Source organism: Enterococcus sp. OL5, from assembly GCF_006491895.1.
GTDB lineage: Bacteria > Bacillota > Bacilli > Lactobacillales > Enterococcaceae > Enterococcus_D > Enterococcus_D innesii.
This window is the reverse complement of record NZ_VHIL01000007.1, coordinates 116,050-140,410: the sequence shown is the minus strand read 5'-3', so window position 1 is coordinate 140,410 and position 24,361 is coordinate 116,050. Positions and strand designations below refer to the sequence as shown.

Annotated in this window: 22 protein-coding genes and 1 pseudogene; 5 read left to right on the top strand and 18 right to left on the bottom strand. The window is 44.4% G+C overall.

Features of this window, described 5'->3' with window-relative positions:
- Positions 1-22: 22 nt before the first annotated feature.
- The 9 genes and pseudogenes from FJU10_RS10195 to FJU10_RS10155 all read right to left on the bottom strand — a co-directional run bounded on the left by FJU10_RS10195 (position 23) and on the right by FJU10_RS10155 (position 11,268).
- Positions 23-2,077, bottom strand: a complete 2,055-nt coding sequence (locus FJU10_RS10195; protein WP_140965824.1) for a beta-galactosidase — start codon at positions 2,075-2,077, stop codon at positions 23-25.
- A pseudogene (locus FJU10_RS10190) lies at positions 2,074-4,309 on the bottom strand (alpha-galactosidase). The gene FJU10_RS10195 and the pseudogene FJU10_RS10190 overlap by 4 nt, the downstream one beginning before the upstream one ends.
- Before the next feature lie 2 nt (positions 4,310-4,311).
- Positions 4,312-4,785 carry a hypothetical protein gene (locus FJU10_RS10185; protein ID WP_140965823.1) on the bottom strand — a complete coding sequence of 158 codons (474 nt, stop codon included), beginning with the start codon at positions 4,783-4,785 and terminating at the stop codon, positions 4,312-4,314.
- A 52-nt stretch (positions 4,786-4,837) separates the two neighbouring features.
- Entirely contained in the window at positions 4,838-6,172 is a 1,335-nt protein-coding gene (locus FJU10_RS10180) for a PTS sugar transporter subunit IIC (protein WP_005234719.1), read from the bottom strand.
- A 100-nt stretch (positions 6,173-6,272) separates the two neighbouring features.
- A complete protein-coding gene (locus FJU10_RS10175; protein WP_140965822.1) occupies positions 6,273-7,307 on the bottom strand; it encodes a LacI family DNA-binding transcriptional regulator in 1,035 nt (344 codons plus the stop codon).
- Positions 7,308-7,448: 141 nt separating this feature from the next.
- A complete protein-coding gene (locus tag FJU10_RS10170; RefSeq protein ID WP_140965821.1) occupies positions 7,449-8,051 on the bottom strand; it encodes a hypothetical protein in 603 nt (200 codons plus the stop codon).
- A complete protein-coding gene (locus tag FJU10_RS10165; protein WP_005225484.1) occupies positions 8,048-8,908 on the bottom strand; it encodes a carbohydrate ABC transporter permease in 861 nt (286 codons plus the stop codon). Before FJU10_RS10165 ends, FJU10_RS10170 begins: the two co-directional genes overlap by 4 nt.
- On the bottom strand, positions 8,908-9,819 hold the full coding sequence (locus FJU10_RS10160; RefSeq protein ID WP_005234717.1) for a carbohydrate ABC transporter permease: 912 nt from the start codon (positions 9,817-9,819) through the stop codon (positions 8,908-8,910). Before FJU10_RS10160 ends, FJU10_RS10165 begins: the two co-directional genes overlap by 1 nt.
- A 132-nt stretch (positions 9,820-9,951) precedes the next feature.
- Positions 9,952-11,268 (bottom strand): ABC transporter substrate-binding protein, encoded by a 1,317-nt coding sequence (locus FJU10_RS10155; protein ID WP_008379010.1) that lies wholly within the window; start codon positions 11,266-11,268, stop codon positions 9,952-9,954.
- A gap of 241 nt (positions 11,269-11,509) precedes the next feature.
- Here FJU10_RS10155 and FJU10_RS10150 point away from each other — a divergent pair, with 241 nt between their 5' ends.
- On the top strand, positions 11,510-12,028 hold the full coding sequence (locus FJU10_RS10150) for an isochorismatase family protein (protein ID WP_081118224.1): 519 nt from the start codon (positions 11,510-11,512) through the stop codon (positions 12,026-12,028).
- Positions 12,029-12,083: 55 nt separating this feature from the next.
- Here the strand turns inward: FJU10_RS10150 and FJU10_RS10145 are convergent, their stop codons facing one another.
- On the bottom strand, positions 12,084-12,368 hold the full coding sequence (locus tag FJU10_RS10145) for a hypothetical protein (protein WP_026008050.1): 285 nt from the start codon (positions 12,366-12,368) through the stop codon (positions 12,084-12,086).
- 287 nt (positions 12,369-12,655) lie between these two features.
- On the opposite strand from FJU10_RS10145, the gene FJU10_RS10140 reads away from it, so the two are divergent.
- The 4 genes from FJU10_RS10140 (at position 12,656) to FJU10_RS10125 (ending at position 15,422) form a co-directional block, all read left to right on the top strand.
- Positions 12,656-13,789 carry an alcohol dehydrogenase catalytic domain-containing protein gene (locus FJU10_RS10140; RefSeq protein WP_074534994.1) on the top strand — a complete coding sequence of 378 codons (1,134 nt, stop codon included), beginning with the start codon at positions 12,656-12,658 and terminating at the stop codon, positions 13,787-13,789.
- A 28-nt stretch (positions 13,790-13,817) separates the two neighbouring features.
- Positions 13,818-14,153 carry a YrhK family protein gene (locus FJU10_RS10135; protein ID WP_077452782.1) on the top strand — a complete coding sequence of 112 codons (336 nt, stop codon included), beginning with the start codon at positions 13,818-13,820 and terminating at the stop codon, positions 14,151-14,153.
- Between the two features lie 28 nt (positions 14,154-14,181).
- Positions 14,182-14,397: a DUF378 domain-containing protein gene (locus tag FJU10_RS10130; RefSeq protein WP_008379021.1), complete on the top strand. Its 216-nt coding sequence runs from the start codon at positions 14,182-14,184 to the stop codon at positions 14,395-14,397.
- Positions 14,398-14,579: 182 nt separating this feature from the next.
- Positions 14,580-15,422 carry a hypothetical protein gene (locus tag FJU10_RS10125; RefSeq protein WP_140965820.1) on the top strand — a complete coding sequence of 281 codons (843 nt, stop codon included), beginning with the start codon at positions 14,580-14,582 and terminating at the stop codon, positions 15,420-15,422.
- Between the two features lie 51 nt (positions 15,423-15,473).
- On the opposite strand, the gene FJU10_RS10120 is transcribed toward FJU10_RS10125, so the two are convergent.
- From FJU10_RS10120 to FJU10_RS10085, 8 genes are all read right to left on the bottom strand, one after another.
- Entirely contained in the window at positions 15,474-16,337 is an 864-nt protein-coding gene (locus FJU10_RS10120; protein ID WP_077452785.1) for a formylglycine-generating enzyme family protein, read from the bottom strand.
- Between the two features lie 15 nt (positions 16,338-16,352).
- Positions 16,353-17,129 (bottom strand): sulfite exporter TauE/SafE family protein, encoded by a 777-nt coding sequence (locus FJU10_RS10115; protein WP_140965819.1) that lies wholly within the window; start codon positions 17,127-17,129, stop codon positions 16,353-16,355.
- Positions 17,126-18,238 (bottom strand): radical SAM/SPASM domain-containing protein, encoded by a 1,113-nt coding sequence (locus FJU10_RS10110; protein WP_140965818.1) that lies wholly within the window; start codon positions 18,236-18,238, stop codon positions 17,126-17,128. The genes FJU10_RS10115 and FJU10_RS10110 overlap by 4 nt, the downstream gene beginning before the upstream one ends.
- An 18-nt stretch (positions 18,239-18,256) precedes the next feature.
- The gene (locus tag FJU10_RS10105) at positions 18,257-19,762 is read right to left on the bottom strand and encodes a sulfatase-like hydrolase/transferase (RefSeq protein ID WP_077452788.1); all 1,506 of its coding nucleotides are present in this window, start codon (positions 19,760-19,762) and stop codon (positions 18,257-18,259) included.
- Between the two features lie 42 nt (positions 19,763-19,804).
- On the bottom strand, positions 19,805-21,706 hold the full coding sequence (locus tag FJU10_RS10100) for a beta-glucoside-specific PTS transporter subunit IIABC (protein WP_077452789.1): 1,902 nt from the start codon (positions 21,704-21,706) through the stop codon (positions 19,805-19,807).
- A gap of 97 nt (positions 21,707-21,803) precedes the next feature.
- Positions 21,804-22,628: a PRD domain-containing protein gene (locus FJU10_RS10095; protein WP_223273017.1), complete on the bottom strand. Its 825-nt coding sequence runs from the start codon at positions 22,626-22,628 to the stop codon at positions 21,804-21,806.
- A gap of 230 nt (positions 22,629-22,858) precedes the next feature.
- Positions 22,859-23,593, bottom strand: a complete 735-nt coding sequence (locus tag FJU10_RS10090; protein WP_140965817.1) for an ABC transporter permease — start codon at positions 23,591-23,593, stop codon at positions 22,859-22,861.
- Positions 23,590-24,309, bottom strand: a complete 720-nt coding sequence (locus FJU10_RS10085) for an ABC transporter ATP-binding protein (protein ID WP_223273016.1) — start codon at positions 24,307-24,309, stop codon at positions 23,590-23,592. Before FJU10_RS10085 ends, FJU10_RS10090 begins: the two co-directional genes overlap by 4 nt.
- Between the last annotated feature and the right edge of the window lie 52 nt (positions 24,310-24,361).

The window sequence follows — 24,361 nt, the reverse complement described above, 5'->3', positions numbered from 1 at the left end:
GGACGTTTTTTCCAATGGTCAGCTAATTGTTAAAATAAACCACTCGCACTTCATACGGCGCCAAGGTTACTGTTGGAGGGACTGCTTGATTGGTCTCTAAATCAACGACTTCTTTGATCAAGTCCAATGTCTGCTCTTTCCCAGAAAAATTCATGATGAAAAAGTACGTTCGTTCCGGACTGATCCTGCCTTGGATCGAGACTTCAGGGTTGGCATGCGCGATCCTTTCCTCTGCCAAAGACAACTCACGGACCAAAGAGGCATAAAACTGTTCGAAAAAGTCATAGTTGGTGCGAGCTGCCAGATAATAGGCGGTGCCGGCACCAAAGGCATTTTTGGTAATCGCAGGGGTTCCTTGGTAAAAATCCGCTTGATATTCCCCTAGTACCTCCGCTGTTTCGGCTTCAATGATTGCAGAATAGTCCCGTGTTTCAAAGGGCTGTCCTTGAAAAACCACTTGGTTGTGTTCAGTGTCAAAAAGAGTTTCTAGCTCCAGCACGTTGATGCCTAATAACCCTCGCAACGGCTGTGGCAAGCCCCCCAGATACAACAGGTCGGTTTCATTGACCATGCCGCTAAAGTAACTGGAAATCAAGGTACCACCAGCTTCCGTGTACTGGCAAAGTTTTGCCATCGTCTCTGCTGTCATCAAGTAAAGCATCGGAGCGATCACCAACTGATAGTCAGAAAAATCTTGCTCTGGGGTCAAAATATCGACCGCTATGTCTTGTTCCCAAAAATAACTATAATGCTCCTGCAACGTTTGGGGATACCGTCGGGTTGGTCGTCCAAACCCGCCACCTCGCTTCAATGCCCAGTTGCTTTCCCAATCAAAAAGGATCGCCACTGCTTTTTTTCTGGTGGTTCCTTGAATCTCTTTGATTTTTTCCAAGCGCTTGCCGTAAGCCGCAACTTCTTTGAAGACCCGATTCTCCGTGGAATCATCATGTCCCACGACTGCCCCATGGAATTTTTCTGAATTGCCGCGGGATTGGCGCCATTGAAAATACAAGGTACTATCTGAGCCATGGGCGATCTGCTGCATGGCACTCAACTGATGAACACCAGGCTTTTTCGCTTTATTGAAGGAATGCCAGTTAACAAAACTCGGCGTGCATTCCATCACTAAAAAGGGCTGTTTCTTCAATGACCAGTACTGGTCATGCACATAGGCGGATTTCATCGCTGTCGCTGCCAAGGATTCAAAGTTGTTGTTCCAATCAGGGTAACTATCCCAGCTAACGATATCCACATGACGAGCGAACTTGCTGTAGTCAATGCCTTCTAAAGGAATAAAATCTTGGGTAGCATGTCCTTCCGCCATAAAATTCGTCGTCACAGGAATGTCCGGTGTCAGTTGACGGATCGGCGCACATTCATGCAAATAAAAATTGATCGTCCTATCTGTGACAAATCGTTTCCAATCAAGATCCATGCCATGCACTTTGTGTTCCCCTAAAGGTGAAGGCGGTAAAACCTGCGACCAATCAGAGTACGTACCGCCCCAAAAAGAAGTCCACCAGGCATGATTCAACGTGGCTAAATCACCATATTTTTTTTGCAGCCAGCGGCGCCAGTTTTCCTGACAATAGGAGCAAAAGCATTCCCCAGAGTACTCATTGGAAATATGCCACATGGCTAATGCCGGATGCTTGCCGTAACGTTTTGCCAACTGCTGATTGATTTGCGTCACCTTTTCCCGATAGATCGGTGAAGAGTAACAGTGATTGTGGCGAAACCCATGGGTATGTTTTTGCCCTTGGGCGTTTGTCCGATTGACTTCAGGATACTTTTGGCTCAGCCATTGAGGCCGACCACCGCTAGGAGTGGCCAAAATGACTTTGCCGCCGATGCCATGGATCTGATCAAACACACGATCCAACCAGTCAAACTGATAAACGCCTTCTTGCGGCTCTAAGGCACTCCAAGCAAACACCCCTAATGTGACGGTGTTGACATGGGCTTGCTGCATATAAGCAAGATCCTTTTGCAAGATTTCTGGATAAGCCAGCCATTGATCGGGGTTGTAATCCCCGCCATGCATAAACTGCTGATCAAACAATTGATTGCTCATCATTCTACTCCTTTTTTGGCTTGTAACTGGTAGACAAATGATTGAAAATCGCCAGTGACTTGCGCCGTTCCATGGTTGACGGCATTAAACTGATAGGGTTTACGCAACCCTAATTGCCTTAACAACTGACCAGAGACGGGTTCGCCATTGACCTGATATACCTGTTGGCCATCGAGAAAGGCTACGGGCAAAAAGTCTTCCGCCGTCGGATTGGCTTGTGCCAACACGCGAAAGAAAGCAATCAATGCTTCTTCGTTTTGCGGATCATACACCGCCCAAGTTTTTTCATTGCCATGGTCCAACTGCTGCAGCTGGTAAAAAGTGCCAAAGGTCAGCAATTGCCGCTGTTTTTATAAAAACGATTTGGGATTTGATTGCCTGCTTTTCAGCTTCAGACAAATGAAAGAGATCGAGTTCATACCCCAAAGGCCCAAACATTGCGACGGTTTGCCGAAAGTCTAAAGAAGTTGCCCGACCGACTTGGTGGTTTGGTGCCGCCGACACGTGATTGCTGAAGGAGGACAACGGATACCCTAGCAACGTTCCGCTTTGGATCGCTAAACGTTCCACTGCATCACTATCATCACTAGGCCAAATCTGCGGACTGTAAAACAAGATCCCCAAATCGTATCTGCCCCCGCCGCCAGCACAGCCTTCGATCAAAAGGGTCGGAAACGCCGCTAAGATTTTTTCATATAAGCGATAAAGACCTAAAATATAGCGATGATAAAACTCCGTCTGAGAAATTCCCTGTTCTGCTAAATAGGGAGAGTAAGCTTCAGTGATATTGCGGTTCATATCCCATTTGATGTAATCCAGCTTGGTTTCAAGGATCACTTTTTGCATCGCTTCGAAAATTGCCTCAACCACTGCTGGATTGGCAAAATCCAACACGTATTGTCCGCGCCCCACAGAGATCCGCTCATAAGGATGCTTGACTACCCACTCAGGATGCTCTTGGTACAACTGACTATCTGGCGAAACCATTTCCGGTTCAAACCAAATCCCCAGTTGCAGCTGCATGGCATGAATTTTCTCAGCAAAAGAGCCGATTCCTTTTGGAAATTTGACAGGGTCCGCCACCCAATCGCCTAATGAACTGCGATCATCGTTGCGTTTCCCAAACCAACCATCATCCAGCACAAAGCACTCCATCCCTAACGCCTTGCTTTCTTGGGCTAAGGTCAACAACTTCTCTTCATTAAAATCAAAATATGTCGCTTCCCAGTTATTAAAGACAATCGGCCGCTGCCGCTTTTGCCAATAAGGAGCAATCACATGCTTTTCGATAAATTGGGCGGATTCTTGACTCAAGCCATTCAGACCAGCAGCGGTGAAGGTGAAGAGACATTCTGGTGCTTCAAAGGTTTCTCCTTGTGAAAGCTGCCAGCTGAAATGCTCAGGATGTATCCCCAACATCAATCGAACGTTGTCCCATTCATCCATTTCCGCTTGCGCCAAAAAGTTGCCAGAATAAATCAGGTTGGCACCATAGACGTGACCAGTGTCATTGGTGGCTTGCTGTTCTTTTAAGGCGACAAAAGGATTGTGCTGATGACCAGACGCTCCTTTTAACGAGCCGACACTGATCGTCCCTTGGGTCAAAGGGACCGTCTTGATATGCCGTTCTTTCAGCCAGGCGCCTGACAGATGCAGCAGTTCAAAATTGCGATTTTTCAGCTCCAAGACACCACTCAAAAAGCGCTGAATGGTTCTAGGCTTGCTCCCCGTATTGGTCAATGTTTGCTGCCGCGTGATGGTTCCTGATCCTTTGAAGATCGTATAGGTGATCGCCAGTTCCAGCTGCCGCTCTTGATCTACTAATTCAAAGACGATGCTCTGGCTTTCATCGGCAGCCGCGAAGCTGGCGGGTTGCGCCAGCTTTCGTTCTTTGCCCTCAAAACAGTGAAAAGCCACAAGTTTAAAATCCACATAAAGAGGGGTTTCTTCCTCAAAAACCGATACTGCACCTTCTCGAAAATCAGAAGTCCCATATGTTGGCAATTCTTGAAAACGGTCCGCCAAGGTAAAAAGATTGTCTGCTTCAAAAAATTTGACAGTTCCTGCCGATTTATTCTCTTTTTTCTCAAGGTACGCTTGATCAAATGGCGCCAGTGTGCCTAGCGATGGCCCAAAATAGACATGACCCAGTTGCTGATTTGGTAACACATTGATGATATAACTGATTTTTTCATTGTATAAGTGAAAGAGTTGTTCGTTTCTAATTTCTATCATTGCTATCCTCGATTTTCCCCATTTTTTTCATTTGTCCCTGCTCGTTGACAAGCTGCTTCAAGATAACGCAAGCGTTTTTTGACGCCACGATTGAAAAAGAATTTGTAAAACAGCGCCGCCAGCATAAAACTGTAGGTTGTTTTCTGCTGCTCAAAACGGCTTTGTTCCGAATACGTGACTTGCAGCTTCCCTTTTCGTCCTGGAGCAAAACTGTACCGTTGATCGATCACTCCTTCTTCATGGGTCGTACGAAGCCACAGCTCATCCGCGGCAATTTTTTTGACCGTCATAACGGCAGGTACCAACCGCGGAGCGGTTTTGGTTTGGATCATCGTTTCAATACGGCAGCCTTCCCCGAACGGTTCTTGGGCTTGTTTGGCTCGAAAGAATTTCTCTTGTTCCGCCAATAACACACGGGAAAAGTCCGTAGATGTGGTATTCATTTGATAACTGCAAGACAATGTATCGGTTCTCATCACAAATTCCTTTCTAAAGGGTGCGCTATTGCATTCCTTTCCGTTTCTGGGCTTATCTTTCTTCTACTCTTTGATTGATCATTTCAGATGCCGCTTGTTCATTTAATGCCGCTTCTGCTTTTTCTTCTTTCAAGTACCCGCGATCCATTACGATCAAGAATGGCACCCAAATCAAGGTCATTACGGCAACCGTCACTAACTGTAAGATTGCGCCGGCAACAGAACCCGTGCCTAACCAACCAGATAAGAAAACAGGGGTCGTCCAAACCACCGTTGCTCCAATTGGTCGTGGCACCAAGCCTGCGGCGATCGCAAAGTAAGAGATCGTCGTACTGGCTAATGGCGCTAAGATCCATGGGACAAAAGCGATTGGGTTCAAGACGATCGGCAAACCAAAGGTCATCGGTTCAGATACGTTGAAAACAGATGGAGCGATCACCGTCTTCATTAATTTTTTCATCCGAATCGAACGAGCGATAAAGAAGGCCATTGTAATCGAGATCCCCAGCTGCATTCCTTGATTGACGAACACGCCCATAAACGTAGTGTTAATGATATGGGGCAATTGTTCAGCCCCTGCTTTGTAAGCTTCATAGTTTTCAATCGCTAACGCATTCATGATTGGATCGATCACCGCATTGACCACTAGTGTCCCGTGAATCCCAAACCACCAGAAGAATTGGGTGAACAAGACGGCGATCAGTACTGCTGGCAACGTACCACCTAAGCCCATCAATGGTTTTTGCAAAATCTCATAAACGAAATCAACGGCATTGCCCCATGAAGTAAAGGTGAACAAGTAGCGGATCAAATTGAAAAGGAACAACGGTGCCGCACCAGGAATGATGGCGACAAAGGATTCTGCGATCATTGGCGGAACCGAATCTGGCATTTTGATCGTCAGCCCAGCCGCACTGATTTTGCAATAGATCTGCGTAGCGATAATGGCCGTGATGATTCCAACAAACATGCCCTCAGCCCCTAATTTCGACAAGGGGATCACTGTACCTAACTCTTCGGATGAGCCAAAAGGCAGCAGCATCAAAAACGAAGACAGTGAGATGGCACCCGCAAATAATTTGGCTTGTCCATACTTGCCAGCCAACTGATAGCCGATCCCAAAAACAACGAAAATAGCGGTGATACTCATGGTCGCATTTCCGATAGGACCAAAAAAGTCGTTTAGAAACGTGATGAATCCCTCTGGAAGTTTTTCCGAGAGTCCGAAAGTAGCAGGCAGATTTTGAATAATAATCATAATTGACGCAAACATTGTTGCAGGAAAAGCGACCATAAACCCATCACGAAGACTTAACAAGTATTTGTTGTTGGCAATGATCTGAGCAAAAGGCACCATCTTTTCGGCTAATTTATCAATAAACTTCATTTCGTTTTCTCCTTTATTTTTAACTGTAAACGTTTACTACAATCAGTATAGTTGTTTAGTTAATGTTTACACAACCCCTAAAATAAAAAAAGATCAGACGTCACTGATCTTTTTCGGCAATCGATTCTCTAATGATCAATTCACTGCCACAAACGACGCGAACCGGCATCGTCCGCACCCCAAGGATTTTATTTTTCGCTAATTCGACACTCATCTGCCCCATCTCTTCAGCTTTCATCTTGACGGAAGACAGTGCGGGCGTCATAAATTGCGCCATTTCGATATCATCAAAACTAACGACTGACACATCTTTAGGAATAGATAGCCCCGCTTCAGCGAGTGCCTTGTAAACCCCGACAGCCATAGGATCGCTGGCAACGACGATCGCTGTGGGGCGAGGATTCATTTGCGCGATCTGCTGACCAAAATGCAACCCAGTCTCTGGTGACCATTTCCCCTGCAGCACGGTTGTGAACTTTTCCAATTTATTGAGCAGCATCCATTGGCGATAATTTTCTGCTCGAATCTCTTGTTCATCGTAAACGACTTCGCCAGAAATCGTCACTCGGCTGGCAACACCACCCACAAAGGCGATATGCTCATGACCCTTCTCTTTTAACATCGTGAGGATCTGGTGGGTCTTTTGGGCAAAATCGGTTTGGATGCAATCGTAGCTGGGTGCTTCACTATAATTATCCACCAGGATAATATTGGCATTTTGCTGACTGATCTCTGCCAAAGCTTCGCTGGTCATCTCTCCAATAATAATGACTGCGCCATACTTCGCCAATTGTGCCAAATCTTTTTGAGGCTCCCGCATGGAAAAGGCCCGAATCGTTTTTAAGCGCCACTTCGCCGCTTCTTTTTCGATCCCGTTGCGGATCATCATAAAATACGGATCGTTTCTTTCCGACTCTCGATCGTGGCGGGTAATGATGGCAATCGTGTTTTGGTCGCCGACTTCACGGGAATGGGGTTGATTTTTTTCTTTTGAATAATTCATTTGGTTGGCGATCTCAATGACTCGCTGACGCGTATGTTCATTGATACTGAAGGTTTCATCATTGTTAAGGATTCTAGAAACACTTGCTACCGACACCCCGGCTAATTTCGCGATATCTCTCATACTTGCCATAGCTGCACCTCATCTGTTTACTGTTTACTAAATTTACATTCAGCATAGGCATAATTTTTGACCCTGTCAACCTTCTTTTCACAAAAAAACCGAAACTCCTTAGCTTTTCACTAAGGAAGTTTCGGGATACCCGTTTGTTTTCTATTTGAGCGCTTGGTCACAGAGCAAGACATTGACTAAATACAAGGTGCTGATCCCTAAGACCAATAAGTAGACTGGACCAAACAGCAAAAAGGTCAAGACAAGCGTCACTGTTGCTAAAAGATGCGCCAGTACTCGTTTGGGTGAACGAGCAAACTGGTAAAAACTATAAAACAATGAGCTGGGCTGCTGCGGATAGGTGTGAAGCAGCCTCGTTTGATAAAGTAAGACCAAGCAAAACAAGCCAAAGGTGAACGCTAACGCGTAACTAGCGATCTGAAACAGCGGGTGCTGCAAACGGCTAAAGATAAAGCTGTCCGCCAAAAGCAGCAGGAAGAATAGACTGAGCAAACGGTCTTGCCCTTTTCTTGTTGCCCACTGCTGATGAAATGCTTGCTGAAAATGAGCTTTGCTGCTTGCCACCAAGCCATCGTTACGCAGTTCCGTCAACGTCTCGATCAATGCTAGACTAGCGGTGGTACTGGTGATCAAAGGCAAGGAATACAACAGCCACATGCCTTGTAAAACCAGTAAATGCGGAAGCCAGTTGATGCCAGTCAACAGCGCTTGGTTCAAGCGTTGCGGGGTAACTTTTGTTCTCATCCTTTGGAACCTCCCGTCAGATCCATTCCCTCAATAAAGTAGCGTTGAGCGAGGAAGAACAGCAAGATCGTCGGCAATAGCACAAGCGTTGCTCCTGCCATCAAGTAGTTCCACTGAGTCGTTGATTGGTTTTGGAAAACTTGCAGGCCAATCTGCAGCGTGTACTTTTCTTGGTTTTGAATATACAGTAATGGTCCTAAGAAATCATTCCACGCCCCATTGAAGGAGTTGATAGCAATCGTGATCAGTGCGGGTTTCGTCAATGGGATCATCAGATGGCTCCAAATATAAAGATGATTGGCGCCATCGATCTTAGCGGCTTCGATCAATTCATTGTTGACGGACAAGTAAAACTGCCGCATCAAGAAAATGTTAAAGGCGTTGCCGAAAAACGCTGGAACGATCAGCGGCAGATAGGTACCGACCCAGCCGATTTTGGAAAACAAGACATATTGCGGGATCATCGTCACAAAGCCAGGAATCATCATCGTAGACAAGACGAGGGCAAAGATCAGATTTTTTCCTGGAAAGGCCAATTTTGCAAACCCATAAGCAATGAAGGAATTTGATAAGACATTCCCGAATACCACTAAGACGGTAATGAATAACGTATTTTTTGCATACTGCCAAAATGGAAAGGCGTTGATAGTCTCCAAATAATTGCCAAGATTGATTTCTTCTGGGAAAAAGGTCGGCGGGTAGCGCACGATCTCCTCCATCGGTTTCAATGACGTAAAGACCATCCACAGCAACGGAATCAGCAGCACGATCCCGATGATCGACATCACCACATAGCTGATGATTTTTTTGACTCGCTGTTGGCTTGATTTGCTTCGTGTTTTTGTCGTCATTTCCATTAGCTGCCACCTCCGGTATAGTGAACCCAGCGTGGTGCCAGCTTGAGATTGATAAAGGTCAAGACTAAGACGATCAAGAACAAGATCATCGACATGGCCATCGCATAGCCCATATCAAAGGCGACGAAGGCTTTGTTCCACATGTGCAAGTTATAGAAGAGCAGCGAATTCGCCGGACCACCGGTACCATTTTTGGTCATCACGTATGCTTCTTGGAAAATTTGAAAAGAACCGATCGTAGAAGTAATCACATCATAAAAGATGATCGGTGTGATCAACGGGATCGTAATATTTTTGAATTTCGCCCAGACTCCCGCCCCATCGATCTCAGCCGATTCATACAGTGTCGGCGAAATATTTTGCAAGGTAGCTAGATACAAGAGCATCGCGCCCCCTGAACTCCAAATCTTCATCAAAATCAACGCTGGTTTCGTCCATTCGGGATCAAACAGCCATGCCGGACCTTTGATATTGAACCAGCTCAAGAAGGTATTGATCAATCCTGCGGAAGGAGATAATAATTGCATCCATAAGACGTAGACGGCAACCCCTGAAAGAATCGCTGGCAAGTAAAAGGTCGTTCGGAAAAAACTGATTCCGCGGATTTTTTGATTCAATAAAGTGGCTAGAAAGACACTGAACAACGTTGTCAAGGGAACATTGAAAAGTACAAAATACGCCGTGTTATAGAGAGATTTCCAAAACAGGGTATCTTGCGTGAACATGCGGGTAAAGTTCTTAAAGCCGATAAAATTCATTTTCGAAGTCAGATTGTAATCGGTAAAGCTTCCTACGAAGGAAAACAGCATGGGCCCCAACATAAACACCACGAACCCAAGCAAAAATGGCGCTACGAAGAAGTAGCCCCAAAGAGCTTCTTGCCGTTTACTTTTTGAACGCTTCTTTGGCATTCCTTCCACTCCATTCTATTTTTACTCATTGTTTGTTCAAGAAAACATGTCCGCTTCGCAAAGCAGAAAGCAAAGCCCAGTCCGCTAACCGACTGGACTTTCCTTCTTTTTTTAAAACGCTCGTTTTGAAATTTATTTGTTTTGCTCAACAAGATCTTCCACCGCTTTTTGCGCATCTGCCAACCCTTCAGCCGGTGTTTTACTGCCTAGCATGATTTGGTCGATTTGTTCATTGACAAGACTGCTGAAGTCAGGCGCTGTCAATGGCACAGGCGTGATCACCGTGTTGGCAAAGTTTTCATCCGCCATTTGGTAGATCATTTGACCATTTTCATCTAGATTGTCGTTGTTGACCAAGTTTTCGTTGGCTGTCCGATTCGCCATGATATCAAAGCTCTTCTCACCAAATTTCTCTTGAACTTCTGGTGTCGACAAGTATTTGATAAACTCATAGGACGCTTCAGGATCTTTGGCACCGTATGGCACTTCTAAGACGAACCCGCCACCCCATGACCAGTGGCCAGAGCCACTTTCTTTTTCAGGAATTTGAATGACCCCAAATTCAAAGTCATCTGGTGCATTTTCCGCCAAACTTGAGTAGTAGTTGATGTTTTGCGCACGCATCGCCACTAATCCAGAAATGAATGGATCGGCAACCCCTGAACCAAATTCAGCTTCTAAGCGATTGATGGTATCTTGACCATAATACTCTTGCCAGTCTAAGATCCATTCCAACGCTTCGACTTTGTTGTCTGTATCGATTTTGACGTTCTCATCCTTGTCAAACCAGCTGACGCCATCGTCGGCATTCAACGCCCACACGTCAGCGCCTAAATTCCACAATGGGTAAAAACCGATCCGCTCAAAATCATCACCGTTTTTGACATCTAATTTACGAGCAACTGTTTCTAACTCCTCCCACGTTTGTGGCAGTTGCTCTTCACTGATACCAGCCTCTTTAAAGAGTGTCTTATTGTAGAAAATCACTTGCGTATCTGTATTGAAAGGAACGGCATAGGCATCCCCTTCGTACTCCACTGTATCCCATAATTGCGGATAAAATTCATCAGAAAAGCCCTCTTCAATATACTCGCTTAAATTCGTTGCTTGCTGCGCTTCTGCCCGCTGAGCAACAGAATTGATATCTTGTACAATAACATCAGGCGGATTACCAGCAGTGATTGACGACAGTGATTTTGTCCAAATATCGCCCCAAGGCTGGTAGCTGTATTTGACCTCGATTTTATCTTGTGACGCATTAAAATCATCAATAATTTCTTCAATTACTTCTTGTCTTGCACCAGACCCCCAGAAGGACCAAAAATCCAATGTCGTTTTGCCATCTGCTGACTCATTCCCCGAGGAATCAGCGGTTTCACTGTTGCCGCATCCTGCCGCCAGTACACCAACTGAAAAAAGCAAAGTCCCCATATAAAATAACTTTCTCATTTAACCTAACCTACTTTCATTTATTTTTAATGTACTATTTAAAAGCTATCACTACTTCTTCTTTTCAGCAAACAAAAAGCATCGTTATTCGAATAAAAAAATAACATTTTTGCCGTTTCACGATAAGAAGAGCGTTTTCTTTGAAAATATAAAAAAAGTGGGGCATCATAGAAATAGCACCTATTTTTCAACCTCACGTCAGACCATTAAAAAACGATGTTTATAGAAAGGGAGTAACCACATGCTAGTCATTGTCGATATGCAAAACCAAATTCTCGATGAAGAGAACGAAGCGTATGTGCCAGATGGCGCTGCTCTCGTCAAACGAATCGCCAAGCGCCTAGAACAAGCGCGGGCGGATGGGGAGTACATCTTACACACCCGCGACATCCCAATCGAAGTCAAAGGAACGCCTGATGAAGAAGCCGCTGCCCTGCAGCTGATCCCAGAACTTAAGCCTCTCGAAAATGAAAAAGTCGTCAAGAAATACTATTACAGTATTCCACCTGAAGTCTTGATCGACATCAAGAAAAATCTATTTGAACCTGAAGAAGAAAAGAAAATCGAAATCACTGGTGTTGAAACCAACATCTGTGTCCTTTCCAATACGATCGAGATCCAAAGCGCCTTTCCTGACGCTGATTTCACCATCAATAAAACATTAGTCGCTGGTAAAAACCACGAGTCGCAAGGACTCGACATCTTACGAGATTTCAATGTCCAAATCATTGATGGCACAAAACAAACCAATGACCAATAGGTAACGAAAGCTCCCTGTTCAAGGAACAGAGAGCTTTTTCAATTTGATTATTGATTTAATTCATTGAGCCATCTAATAGCTCGGTCGGAATTTCAATCCGAACCTCATTTTCAGTCTGACAGTTTGGACATACGAAGGTTCCTTCGATGGCTTCCTTCACTTCCCCATAAGCGTAATGAATAGCGATTTCATCTTCTGCCAATTCATTCGTTTCCAACGGTGGTACCATGGTTAATTGCCCCTCGCTGTCTTCTTGTAAATGAACGACCAGCTTCCCATCAAAGTTTTCATTGCAATTGGTGCAGGAAGCTTTTCCTCGAATCGTTAGATCCATGATCATCCCTCCTCATTTCTTGTCACTGGTTGATGCAGGTTCCGTTAGATACTCGTAACGCATGCATGCTTCACTTTAATAGTGTCACGCTTTCACTTTTTTAGCAAATCATCTGTTTTTCTTTTTTTAAACCATTGATGAAGAAAAAACAAATCAACCGTTTTGAGCGTTTTCGTTGTCAAATCGTTAAAATCCTTGCAGAATTAAACTATCTGTTACTGAAAAGTAAAAACATGTTGTTGAAAAAATTAGTGATTGTCCGAACTTATCTGAACAAACAAGGAGGAAAAATGATGCAAGCAGTAACCTGGCAAGGAAATCAAAAAATGGACGTTCGCCGTGTAGAAGATCCAACGATTTTAGAACCGACGGATGCGATCATCCGAATCACCGCAACTGCAATCTGCGGCTCTGATCTCCACCTTTACCACCATGGCGGCTCTGTTTTGGAAGAAGGCTATGTTGTTGGTCACGAACCAATGGGTATTGTCGAAGAAGTCGGCAGTCAAGTACAGAAACTAAAAAAAGGCGATCGCGTCGTCATCCCTTTCAATATCGGTTGCGGCCATTGCCACTTTTGTCAAAATGAAATGGAAAGTCAATGCGACAATTCTTCAGAAGATACATTGTATGGCGGCTTATTCGGTTTTGGAAAAATGAACGGCAACCACTGGGGCGGTCAAGCCGAATTCTTGCGCGTCCCTTTCGCAGATTTCACCTCGTTTATCGTACCTGAATCCACGATCCCTGATGAAAAAGTATTGTTTTTATCTGACATCTTACCTACAGCGTATTGGAGTGTCCAAAATGCTGGCGTCAAAAAGGATGATACCGTGATCGTCTTAGGCTCAGGACCAGTTGGCTTGTTTGCCCAAAAATTTGCCGTGATGGCAGGCGCTAAGCGGGTGATTGCCGTAGACCCTGTTGCTCATCGCTTAGAAAAAGCCAGCAGCTACAATCAAGTCGAAACATTCCAATTGGATGATTTGGCTACTAGTGCTGATGAACTGTATGAGCTGACCAAAGGTGGCGCTGATGTGATCATCGACTGTGTTGGGATGGATGGTTTAGAACCCGTCAAAGAAAAAGCCAAAAACCTAGTCAGCTTACAAAGTGGCACGATCTCACCGATCCAGATGGCCGCTAAGGCAGTCAAAAAATTTGGTACCGTCCAAATCACTGGCGTTTACATGACTCCAGCTTCTTCTTATCCATTGCAAGAATTCTTTATGCGCAACATTGATGTCAAACACGGGCAAGCACCTGTGATCCATTTAATGCCGAAAATTTATGACATGATTGCCGATGGTTTGTTTGACCCGTCACAGATCATCACCCACACGATGCCTTTAGCAGATGCTGCCAAAGCGTATGAGATTTTTGACAAAAAAGAAGACAAGAACATCAAAGTTGTCTTGAAACCTTAGCACAAATAAAGGAGCAGTGATAGCACCTATGCCAAAAATCAAACGGAGTGAACATCAATTCGATCCGGGAAAAGAAGAAGATGTGATCATCAAGGCAAGCCGCTTTCGCATCTACTTTCAAAATCGCTACATGTTGATCTCACTTACGAATGATATTTTGACGGGCTTGTTTTATATTTTCGGAAGTATCGTTTCATTAACTAGCTTGCCTGCGATTTACGGAACGATCGCCTATTTGATCGGCGGAGTCTTTTTGACCATTCGCCCGCTGATTAAAATCGTTCGCCATGTCTATATCTATAATGATCGCAATCAACAAGGGGAGAAAGAAAAAGATGTCACCATCACCGACGATGAAAGTTGATGGGACGACAACTAGAGAGGAGTTTCCTATGTTAAAAACATTTGATGGGATCGCACTGACCCTATTGATCATCGGTGGGATCAATTGGCTGCTGGTCGGCGCCTTCGAGTTTGACCTTGTCGCAGCGATCACCGGCGGCAGCACATCGATCATTGCCCGCGTCATTTATATTCTAGTTGGGATCAGCGCATTGTATAGCCTGAAATTCTTTCCAGCTATCGCCCGCCAACAAACACTCGACTAAATGAAAATAAAACCTGCATCTGCGGTGTCCTGACCCAAAAAAAGTTAGATTTTTGGTCTAACTTTTTGAGGTCGCATCTATGGATGCAGTTTTTTTGTCTACAATCATTGAAAAAAAACATCAGTTGTACTACTCTTGTATTTAACCTACTATTTTCGAAAAAAATAAAAAGGACGTGACTCATGACCCCACCTACTAGACCCTCGCTGATACGTCGGATACTCGGTCGGATGCTTTTGCTATTGATTTTCTTATTTATTCTAAGTATTATTGGCGGAATTATTGTTTTAAATAACCTCACCATCGCAGAAAATTGGTTTGGTCTGAATGAATACCAAGTCGTTGAAACCAGGCATCAGATCATTCGTTTGTTCCCCTACTTTTGGGTAGCAGGGATCCTGCTGGTCTTTTTGATCGGTCTGATCATCGGCCTCAAAAAACGCAAAAAATCGCCATTTTACTGGTTATTCTCATTGCTCTTGCTGCCAGCGATCCTCTTTTGTATTGGAGCAGTCTCTACGTTTTTGCCAGTGGATCGCCAACTTTTCCGAGAAGAAACCAGTGCCAAAGAAATTATGGCGGCGCTACCGAATCAATCCTCATTCAAGGACAAAGAGCTGCAACTGGTCAGCTATAGTTTTCACATCCGCAATGTCCCGCTAAAAAGCGGCATTTATGCAGTTGCGCGAGTGATCAATCCAAACACAGGCCTACAAGACGAGTATTGGTATTACCCAGAAAATCTGTTGACCAAATGGAAAAAAGACGACGATACGATCGGGCTCTCGATGGAAGATACCATTGCCTTTGATGCCATCGACTGGGGTGTCATTCCCAAGATCATCAAGGATTCTGAGGCGCGAGCAGCTCAGCTGGATCACTATGTTCCTGGCGTCAGCATCGTCATTTTAAACGGCTTCCAAGGCGAATGGACTTGGACCGTTGGGTTAAATGGGATTCGTAATCGCACCGAGATCAATTATGTCTATGATCTCAAAGGAAATTATCAATCCGAATGGCAATAAAACAAGCGGCACCTATCCACGAGGAAAGGTGCCGCTTTTGCTTTTATCGGTTTACTGATCCAAGTCTTTGACACAACGAAACCCTAGATTATTAGCTGCCGACATCCCAGAATTACCATTTCTAGCGGCAATTCGGTATCGTTTGCAATAGGATTCATGGCACAAAAATGAACCGCCGCGAGTCGCATACATTTGATCATCTTGTGTTTGATTCCTTATCCAAAAGGTTTGTCCCGTCTGTTGTTGAAACTGCGTCAGCGGGATGCGGGCAGGATTGACGCACCATTCCCAGACATTGCCGATTACTTGATAAAGACCAAAGCCATTGGGCTCATACCATTTCGCAGGCGCTGTATTGGCAAAGCCGTCTGCTCGCGTGTTGCTTTTTGGAAACTCGCCTTGCCAAATATTGCAATGATAGGTATTTTCTGCCAAAAATTCCCTTCCCCAAGGATATTTTTCAAAACTTGTCCCGCCTTTTGCAGCGATCTCCCACTCTGCTTCTGTTGGGAGGCGTTTTTTTGCCCATTGGCAATAGGCGATCGCATCGTTGCGAGACACTTGAACCACTGGGTGATCCATCCGCTGGGCAATCGTTGAATCAGGTCCTTCCGGATGACGCCAATCTGCGCCGCTAACCGCGTACCACCAAGCCATATTCGGTACCTTTTGACTGCGGTGTTTCGTTTGCTCACTTAAAAAATAGTGAAAAACGAACGACCAGCCAAAGCGCTCGGCTTCTGTGACATATCCTGTTGCTTCCACAAAAACTTGGAAAGCTTGGTTCGTCACCGTCGTGGCATCAATGGCAAATGCTGGGCTGTCGAGGCTGATTTGCGGTCCCTCAAGATCCTGGGCAAAGCCGTCCATCGTATTCGTGCCGATTCGATAAGTTCCTGCTGGAATCGTGGGCATCTGCTTGCCTCCTTTTTACAATAATTGATAGCCATTGTACAGATTGATCAGTAACACCAGTACGATCACTGTTTGGAATACCAGTGTCACTCGCTGTGGTGACAGGACGTTGCTGGCCTTGGCGCCTAAGAGTCCTCCCACGATCGCGGCTGGAATAACAAACCACAAAATTTGCAGATCATACGCACCAAAACCGGTCGAAAAAGCGATCGTCAAAATTTTTGCCAGCTGTGAGAAAAAAATCGTACAAATTGAATAGATCGTCGCCTCTTTGATCGGCATGGCAAACAGCAACATTAATAAAGAAACATTGATGGGTCCGCCGCCGATCCCCAGCAAACTGGCTAGAAAGCCGAGAATCAAGCCACAAGCTGCATACCAGCCGACTTTTTTCAACGCAAACCCGCGCCAGTTATATTTTGTATACAAAAAAGCAAACAATAGTGTCAGCACGGTCACAAGGATTTGGATCAGCTGAACCAGCTTGTCGTCTCGAAAGACCAGCAATAGCTGTTCGAAAGCAACATTGCCTAAAACACCGCCTAACACAGCGCCGCCAGAAACCCACAAGGCAATCGACCAATTGATTTTCCGTCCACTGGCTAATTGTCTAGCTGTCGAAACAATGGACATCGTAAAGACCGCTGTCGCCGAGTAAAAAGAAATCGCAGCAACAGAATGGGCGCCGATAAAATCAAAAATCGGTTTGATCAGCACGCCACCCCCCATGCCAGAAACTGCACCTACGGCATTTGCTAAGACGATCACGAGAAAATAAATCAGTCCGATCATCGTCTCACCCCTTGCAAAAGCCCCAGTATCTCATTGATTCTAGGTGTGAAGTCTTTTAACAGCTCCTGATAGCCGCAAAAACCCTCACTATCCACGTACATAGCATCTTTCATTCGTTTACAGCCTCCTCGGCACATTTTTTGGAAAGGACATTGCGTACACTTCGAAGGCATGTCTTTTTTCTGGCACAAAAACTGCTGCGAACAGTCTTGAGAAAACAATTCCCGCAATGTTTGCTCTTGGATATAGCCCATGCGAAACTCATCTAATACATAGAAGTCACAAGGATAGACACTGCCGTCGGCTTCGATCACATACTGCACTTGGCAGTTGCCTAGAATCCCGCAGGCAGTTACTTGCTGCCGCACCAATAGATTCAGTAAATCATCGAACAGCTTGATACTTAGGTAGCGCCCTTGCGTCAATTCCTGCAGCCAAAACGCCAACAGCTGTTGATAAAAGCCAGCAAAGTTTCTTGGTGTCAAGGCATAGTCGTTCGTTGATGTGGCATCCAAATCAGCCAAACAAGGAATGAACTGCACAAAGGCAATCTGCTCTTCCTTGAGAAAATCAAACACACGCTGGGCTTCCTTTGCTAACGGATTTGTCAACACGCACAAGACATTGTACTCAATCTGATAGGCGTCCAATAATCGCTTGGTCTGCAAAACCCGTGCAAAGGTCCCCCGTCCTTTGGCGTCTAATCGATGCCGATCGTGCGCAAGCGGATGCCCATCGATCGACAGCCCGACTAAAAAGCGATGCTCTTTCAAAAAACGACACCATTTATCATTGTTCACCATGCCGTTGGTCTGGATTGCATAGTGTACTGTCACTTGCTTTTTTTGCGCCGCAACAAAAGCCGTTAGTTTTCGAAAATAACTCAGCCCCGCCATCGTCGGCTCTCCGCCTTGAAATGCCAACGTCAAATGATCACCAGCTTCTAGGTCTGCATAGATGTTTGCAATCATCTTTTCCATTACATCCTCTTTCATTTTGCCAAAGGAACGTACTTCGCGCAAGGAACTGACGTTGGCATAAAAGCAATAGGTGCAGCGCAGATTGCAAAGAGAGGATGCTGGCTTGATCAATACGGAGATGTGTTTCATTTCTTGTTCCTCACTTCTTTATTTCTTTCGTTCGATTGTCTGCCTCTGTGTATTTCTTAAACCTAAACGCTGATACTCGCTTTCAGGGGCTTCAATCTGATCCATTACTTTAATCAATTTCTGAATCATTTCTTGTTCAATCAGTGGGTCATGAAGCGATGTTAATTGCTTTGGATCATTTTTTAAATCAAACAGCAAGTGGCCCACTGAATAAGAATCGATATAGGTGGAAACTTCGACTTCTGTGTATGGAAAATGATTTGTAAATCGATTGCCCTCTTTCAAGACCATACTGTCTAAGACTTCTTTATTAAAAAAACCTCGCAATGAAGCATAACTAAGCGTCTGCATGGTGATTGGTCCATTCGAAGGGTGAACCGATGCACGCATATACACATAACGACCATCGTAGATATTGACATGACCGCCGTTTGTGCCAAAAATAATTTCTTGATGAAGTGGTTGCGAATGCTGTTTTTTCAACACAGGCAGCAAAGATTTGCCATCCATATCTAAGGTGTTCTCAATTTCAAAATAATCCAATAAAGTTGCTGGAATGTCGATGGTTTGACTCAATACTTGAGTATGGGTTCCCGATTCAGCTTCCGGGTAACTGATGAAAAAGGGCAGATGAATGATTTCTTCATACATCGGTGCTACGTTTTTTCCTAACCAGTCATGTTCCCCTAACAAAAAGCCATGGTCGGTATTCACAATGATCAAGGTATCCTCCCACATATTATTTTTTTCTATAAAGTCCAGCACTCGTCCTAAGTGATGGTCACACATACTGATCAACGCTGCGTATTCTTTTTGCAGCTCAATCAAATCCTGCTCGCCAACGTCTTCTGTTACACGACCATATTTTGGCCAAAAGTAAGGTGATTCATTTGGTGTCTCCTGGTACAATTTGCGATAGGTTTCTGGCACATAAAATGGTTCATGGGGGTCAAAACATTCGACTTGCAAAAACCATTGATCTTCATTTTTGTACTGTTCCAAAAAATCCAAGCCGGCTTGGATCGTTTGAACCGTGGACAGGTCTTCTTCTACTGCTTGCCGTGTTCGATTCGCAAAATGCTGTTCCACAGAAATACCACTCTTATTTAACGGATTCAGCGGTGGATGATTCTCTGCCTGTTTTCTTGGAACCCATCGGTCACCTTCTTGTCCTCTAAATCCTTCCCATGTGGAATAACGGTTATGATAAGTGGCACCGCCATCTTCAAAGTAATGGGAATGGTCGGTTACCAAATGACAATAGACACCATTTTGCTGCAGCGTATCAAAAATTGACGAATCAAAGGGTTCTAATTGTCCCCATGAACGATGCATAAAATTGTAACGACCTGTATGAAGTTCTCTTCTCGCTGGCATACAAGGCATGCTGCCACCATAAAAGTTGTCAAACGTAATCGTTTTTTCTCTTAGCCGTTCAAAATTTGGCGTGTTGATCCAATCGTTTCCGTAGTTTGATAAAAAATCTCTAGCCAGAGTATCAAACATCAGCATAATTGCTCGCATAGCATTCTTTCCTTCTTTCTTTCCTTTTCTTGGTCATTGCGACTACTTGATGATCGTTATCGCCCCTCGATTATCATCAGCGATCACATCTAAGTATGCGGAAGTATTCGTAACGACGACCGGCGTCACTAACGAGTATCCTGCCTCTTCAATTTCTTCTTTATCAAATGTAAGCAGTACCTCTCCTTGCTTGACCTGATCCCCTTGCTTGACTTTTGTTTCGAAAAAACGACCATCTAAGTTCACTGTATCCATGCCGATGTGAATCAACACTTCCACGCCATCGTCCGACTTCAAGCCAATCGCATGCTTCGTTGGAAACAGTGTTTCAACAACTCCGTCAAAAGGTGCTCGAACCAGTCCTTCATCTGGTGAAACTGCTAAGCCTTTTCCTAATAATCCATTTGCAAATGCTTGATCTTCTACTGCCGACAAAGGCAAAACGATGCCTGTTAATGGTAACGAAAAAGTGATTTCTTTCGCTGCTCTTTCTTCTGGGATCAAAGACGAGGCTTCATTATCACTGGCTTTTGCTTCTTGTCGATCTTCTTGCGGATCATACAAGAAAGTAATCGTTAAAATAAATGATAAGACGAATGCTACAGTGATTGCTAATGCATACCCATAAAAGCCGCTTCCGATGCCTTTTGCTGGATCAATGTAGTTGGGTAAACTGAAGATACCCATCCCACCTATAATAAAGGATTTTGTTCCCATTGCACCCATGATTAACCCGCCGATCGATGCTGAAATCAAGGTTGCAATAAATGGTTTTTTTCTAGGCAACGTGATACCGTACAAGGATGGCTCCGATACCCCAAACAGACTGGAAATAAATGCGGGAATCCCGATTGCCCGAATAGAATTATTTCTAGACTTAATAATAACTGCCAGCACCGCTCCTGCGGTCGCAAAAGGAGTCGCTTGTCCTAAGACCATCACTGGGTCGTAACCAAGAACACCGATATTGTTGATTGCGATCGGAATGATTCCCCAGTGAAGACCAAACATGACCAACACTTGCCAAACAGCACCAACTGCAATCCCTGCAATAATTGGGCTGAAGTTATAGATCGCCAAAACAGCCGCACCCAACAAATTGCCGATCCACGTCGCGATCGGACCAATGACAATGAAAGTCAGGGGAACCATGATCAAGACAGTTAGAAACGGAACTAAGAAACTTCGCACAATACTAGGAATGATTTTTGTAATACCTTTTTCTAATTTGGCACCAAAATAGGTAGCAATGACGATAGGAATAACGCTGGAACTATAACTCATTAAAATGACTGGTATCCCTAAAAAAGTGACATAAACAGGCGATTCAAAAACGGTTCCTGCAAACAAGGTATACAACGGTTCGGCATTTGCCGTCAAGCCAGACAAAGCTGGATAAACAAGGGCAGCACCGATCGCCATACCGACAAATTGCTTTAAACCAAATTTTTTCGCTGCGGTATATCCTAAAAAGATTGGAAAGAAGTAGAAGAAACAATCACCTGCTGCTTGCAAAATCGCATAGGTTCCTGAAGTATTCTCAATCCATCCCAAAGAAACAAATAGCGCATTTAATCCTTTGATCATCCCTGTGGCAGCTAGAAGACCCAATACAGGTGTAAAGATACTGGAGATCACATCGATAAAAGCATCCAGCGGACCTTTCTTTTCTCCCGAAGGTGCCGCGTCATTTCCTGCCAATCCTGCATGTTGAACAAATTCTTGGTACACCTCCGGCACATGATTGCCGATCACGACTTGGTATTGACCGCCGCTTTGAACAACTGTCACGATCCCTTTCGTCTTTTTCAGCGTTTCTGTGTCTGCTTGCTCCTCATGTTTCAAATCAAAACGCAGCCTTGTGATGCAGTGGGTCACCCCATTGATATTTTCTTTTCCGCCGACTCCTTTTAAAATTTCATCGACCAATTCTCGATATGCCATCGTCCTCATCCTTTCAATGTAAAAATAAAAAGCAAGACAAATAACTATTCCTTGATGGAATAATTATCAGTCTTGCCTGCATTATCAGTAACAACCTTTATTCGTTCTCTATTAACTTTTGAATGTGTAACGTTAAGTACAGCTTTTCATCATCGTTCAAGGGAACACCTAAATACTTTTCAATCAAAAGCATCGTCTTATAAGCGTCTGCATACTGTCCGCTTACGTGTCCCAATAGTGGATTTGCTTTTACCACATCTGGTCGAGCCTTCAATCGCTGGAAAAAAAAGCGCAAATGGGTGATAAATCGATCGAATGCCAAAGAGTTTTCATCAATTTGTATCTTGTTAGAAAATCGAATAAGTGAAATAATATCGCGAATCTTTTTTGCAATCGATTGGACATCTTTTGGCTGATCAACTTCATCTGTTACTTGTGCATTGATCAAATGCATTGCTATATTTCCTGCTTCTTCTTCCTCAAAGACAACCCCTGTTTCTTGTTCGATCCGTTCTAGTGCTTTTTTACCAACTTCAAATTCCTGCGGATAAAACTTTTTTATTTCCCATGATAATCGGTTCGTAACTGTGATTCCTTGTTCATGCAGTTTAAACAGGTTATACAAATGATCGGTAAGTGATACATAGAGCGTCTCGCTTAACTCCTGGTTAATTTCCGCTTTCGCAAGTGAGATAATATCATCCGCTAAAGACACATATTTTGTCGGAATGGATGACAATAAACTTAAAAATCGCTCGGAAACTTTGTTTTTATGAAGCACAAACACTTTTTCAATTTTTGATTCATCGGCGGTTTGTCCGGGTTTCATTTTGAAGCCAAGGCCGGTACCGATCCAGATAAAATCTTTGCCATCTTGTCCGACCAAAACTGCATTGTTGTTTAAAATTTTTTTGATCTTCAAGACGCTTCTCACCTCCTTAAAATGAAAAAAGGCGATACCTTAATACATGTGTAGGATCCATACACACGTAAAAAGGTATAGCCTGCATTATCAGTAACTACCCATTTGATTGCCTTTACTATACTATTTTTATAGAAACGTTGCAAGCGTTTTATTGATTTTTCTTTTTTTCCCCTCTGTTATGAAACTACACGAACTGCCGCAACCATTCATCAATCGATCATGTTTTTCTAAGATTGTCGGTAACGGCACACCACTTTTTCCAACCAATCGATACTGGCAAAAAGCAGATAGCCCATCAAAGCAATCAGAAGGATCCCGGAAAGCATTTGCGGGTAGTCCATTTTTGACCACGCACTTAAGATCAGATAGCCGACACCGTACGTCGTGTTATAGTTTTCGGCAAAAAAGAGGGAAGCCAACGCGATCCCGATACTGACCCGCACACTGGCAAAAAGCGCTGGCATGATGGCGGGCAAAATAACGAAGCGCAAGACATGGCACCAGTGGTTGGTATAATTTTTCATGACCTGAAAATACGCTGGCGGGATCTTTGCGACTGCATCACGAATCGAGACGATCACTTGAATGACGATCACCGCAAAAATCAAGAGAACTTTTGAGAGATTGCCTAAACCAAAGAAAATCATAAAGACGGGTAAAAACGCAACTTTAGGAATCGGATATAAAAAGTAAAGCAGTGGACCAAGCAGCTGATCCACTCTTTGGGATCGCCCAATCAAGATCCCTAACGGCACCCCGACTAGCAACGCCCCACTCAACGCCGCAAATACCCGCAGCAAACTGGCACCTGCGTGGATCAGCAAGACTTCTCGCAGTGCCCAAAAACGTTCAGCTGTTTCTATAGGATTAGGCAGTGAGCGATTGTTGGTCACCCAGCTTACGCCCCACCAAACCACGACAAACGAACAGAAGCCCCATACAAAAGACTTGATGGTTTTCATTGCCTTGCCTCCCTCATTTGTTCTTTCAACTGCAAGACGACTTCATAAAAAGCCAATGAGTCTCGTTCCTGATGGCTGCCGTAAAAAGGATTACTGATCGGCGTAACGCTCTGATCTTTTAGCAGCAAAATCGTCTGCCCCAAAAACACTGCCTCTTCTGGATCGTGGGTCACCACAATCAAGCTGTTTTGTCTGCGCTGCTGTTGGGCAGCGATCATGGCTTGGGCGTTTGCTCTGGTTTCTTGGTCCAGTGAAGCAGTCGGCTCATCCAATAATAAAACATCGGGCTGTGTGATCAGTCCCCGCCCCATGGCGGCCCGCTGTTTTTGACCGCCGCTAAGCTGATGCGGATAGCGGTCCTGCACCTGCGTCAATCCCAACTCAGCCAAACAGCTGGTGACCCATTTTTTACGGCGCTCACTAGGGGTTTGGTTGATAAGCAGCGGCATTTCCAGGGCTTGGTAGACTGTTTGCCAAGGAAACAAATGCAGTTCTTGGAAAACGACCTCGATGTTGTCAGGGGAACAGCTTTGGTAAGTGATCGTGCCGGATTGCGGTCGCTGCAACCCTTTGATCAAGGATAAAAGCGTGCTTTTGCCAATGCCCGATTCTCCCAGCAGCACATAGGTCGCGCCTTGTTCAAAACAAAACGAAAGGTTTTTAAAAATGGCGGTATCTCCATAGGTAAAGGAAACGGAATCGAATAGAATACTCATCAGAGAATAAACTTCTTTCTTCAAATTATTTGTGTTGGTTTTCACATTTTAT

Bases quoted from the DNA above. Each gene is read 5' to 3' on its own strand.
- FJU10_RS10160 (WP_005234717.1), bottom strand. From the start codon at position 9,819: ATGCCAAAGAAGCGTTCAAAAAGTAAACGGCAAGAAGCTCTTTGGGGC.
- FJU10_RS10145 (WP_026008050.1), bottom strand. From the start codon at position 12,368: ATGATCATGGATCTAACGATTCGAGGAAAAGCTTCCTGCACCAATTGC.
- FJU10_RS10170 (WP_140965821.1), bottom strand. From the start codon at position 8,051: ATGAGAACAAAAGTTACCCCGCAACGCTTGAACCAAGCGCTGTTGACT.
- FJU10_RS10110 (WP_140965818.1), bottom strand. From the start codon at position 18,238: ATGAAACACATCTCCGTATTGATCAAGCCAGCATCCTCTCTTTGCAAT.
- FJU10_RS10085 (WP_223273016.1), bottom strand. From the start codon at position 24,309: ATGAGTATTCTATTCGATTCCGTTTCCTTTACCTATGGAGATACCGCC.
- FJU10_RS10100 (WP_077452789.1), bottom strand. From the start codon at position 21,706: ATGGCATATCGAGAATTGGTCGATGAAATTTTAAAAGGAGTCGGCGGA.
- FJU10_RS10090 (WP_140965817.1), bottom strand. From the start codon at position 23,593: ATGAAAACCATCAAGTCTTTTGTATGGGGCTTCTGTTCGTTTGTCGTG.
- FJU10_RS10165 (WP_005225484.1), bottom strand. From the start codon at position 8,908: ATGGAAATGACGACAAAAACACGAAGCAAATCAAGCCAACAGCGAGTC.
- FJU10_RS10195 (WP_140965824.1), bottom strand. From the start codon at position 2,077: ATGATGAGCAATCAATTGTTTGATCAGCAGTTTATGCATGGCGGGGAT.
- FJU10_RS10105 (WP_077452788.1), bottom strand. From the start codon at position 19,762: ATGCGAGCAATTATGCTGATGTTTGATACTCTGGCTAGAGATTTTTTA.
- FJU10_RS10175 (WP_140965822.1), bottom strand. From the start codon at position 7,307: ATGGCAAGTATGAGAGATATCGCGAAATTAGCCGGGGTGTCGGTAGCA.
- FJU10_RS10135 (WP_077452782.1), top strand. From the start codon at position 13,818: ATGCCAAAAATCAAACGGAGTGAACATCAATTCGATCCGGGAAAAGAA.
- FJU10_RS10150 (WP_081118224.1), top strand. From the start codon at position 11,510: ATGCTAGTCATTGTCGATATGCAAAACCAAATTCTCGATGAAGAGAAC.
- FJU10_RS10120 (WP_077452785.1), bottom strand. From the start codon at position 16,337: ATGCCCACGATTCCAGCAGGAACTTATCGAATCGGCACGAATACGATG.
- FJU10_RS10185 (WP_140965823.1), bottom strand. From the start codon at position 4,785: ATGAGAACCGATACATTGTCTTGCAGTTATCAAATGAATACCACATCT.
- FJU10_RS10180 (WP_005234719.1), bottom strand. From the start codon at position 6,172: ATGAAGTTTATTGATAAATTAGCCGAAAAGATGGTGCCTTTTGCTCAG.
- FJU10_RS10155 (WP_008379010.1), bottom strand. From the start codon at position 11,268: ATGAGAAAGTTATTTTATATGGGGACTTTGCTTTTTTCAGTTGGTGTA.
- FJU10_RS10140 (WP_074534994.1), top strand. From the start codon at position 12,656: ATGCAAGCAGTAACCTGGCAAGGAAATCAAAAAATGGACGTTCGCCGT.
- FJU10_RS10130 (WP_008379021.1), top strand. From the start codon at position 14,182: ATGTTAAAAACATTTGATGGGATCGCACTGACCCTATTGATCATCGGT.
- FJU10_RS10115 (WP_140965819.1), bottom strand. From the start codon at position 17,129: ATGATCGGACTGATTTATTTTCTCGTGATCGTCTTAGCAAATGCCGTA.
- FJU10_RS10125 (WP_140965820.1), top strand. From the start codon at position 14,580: ATGACCCCACCTACTAGACCCTCGCTGATACGTCGGATACTCGGTCGG.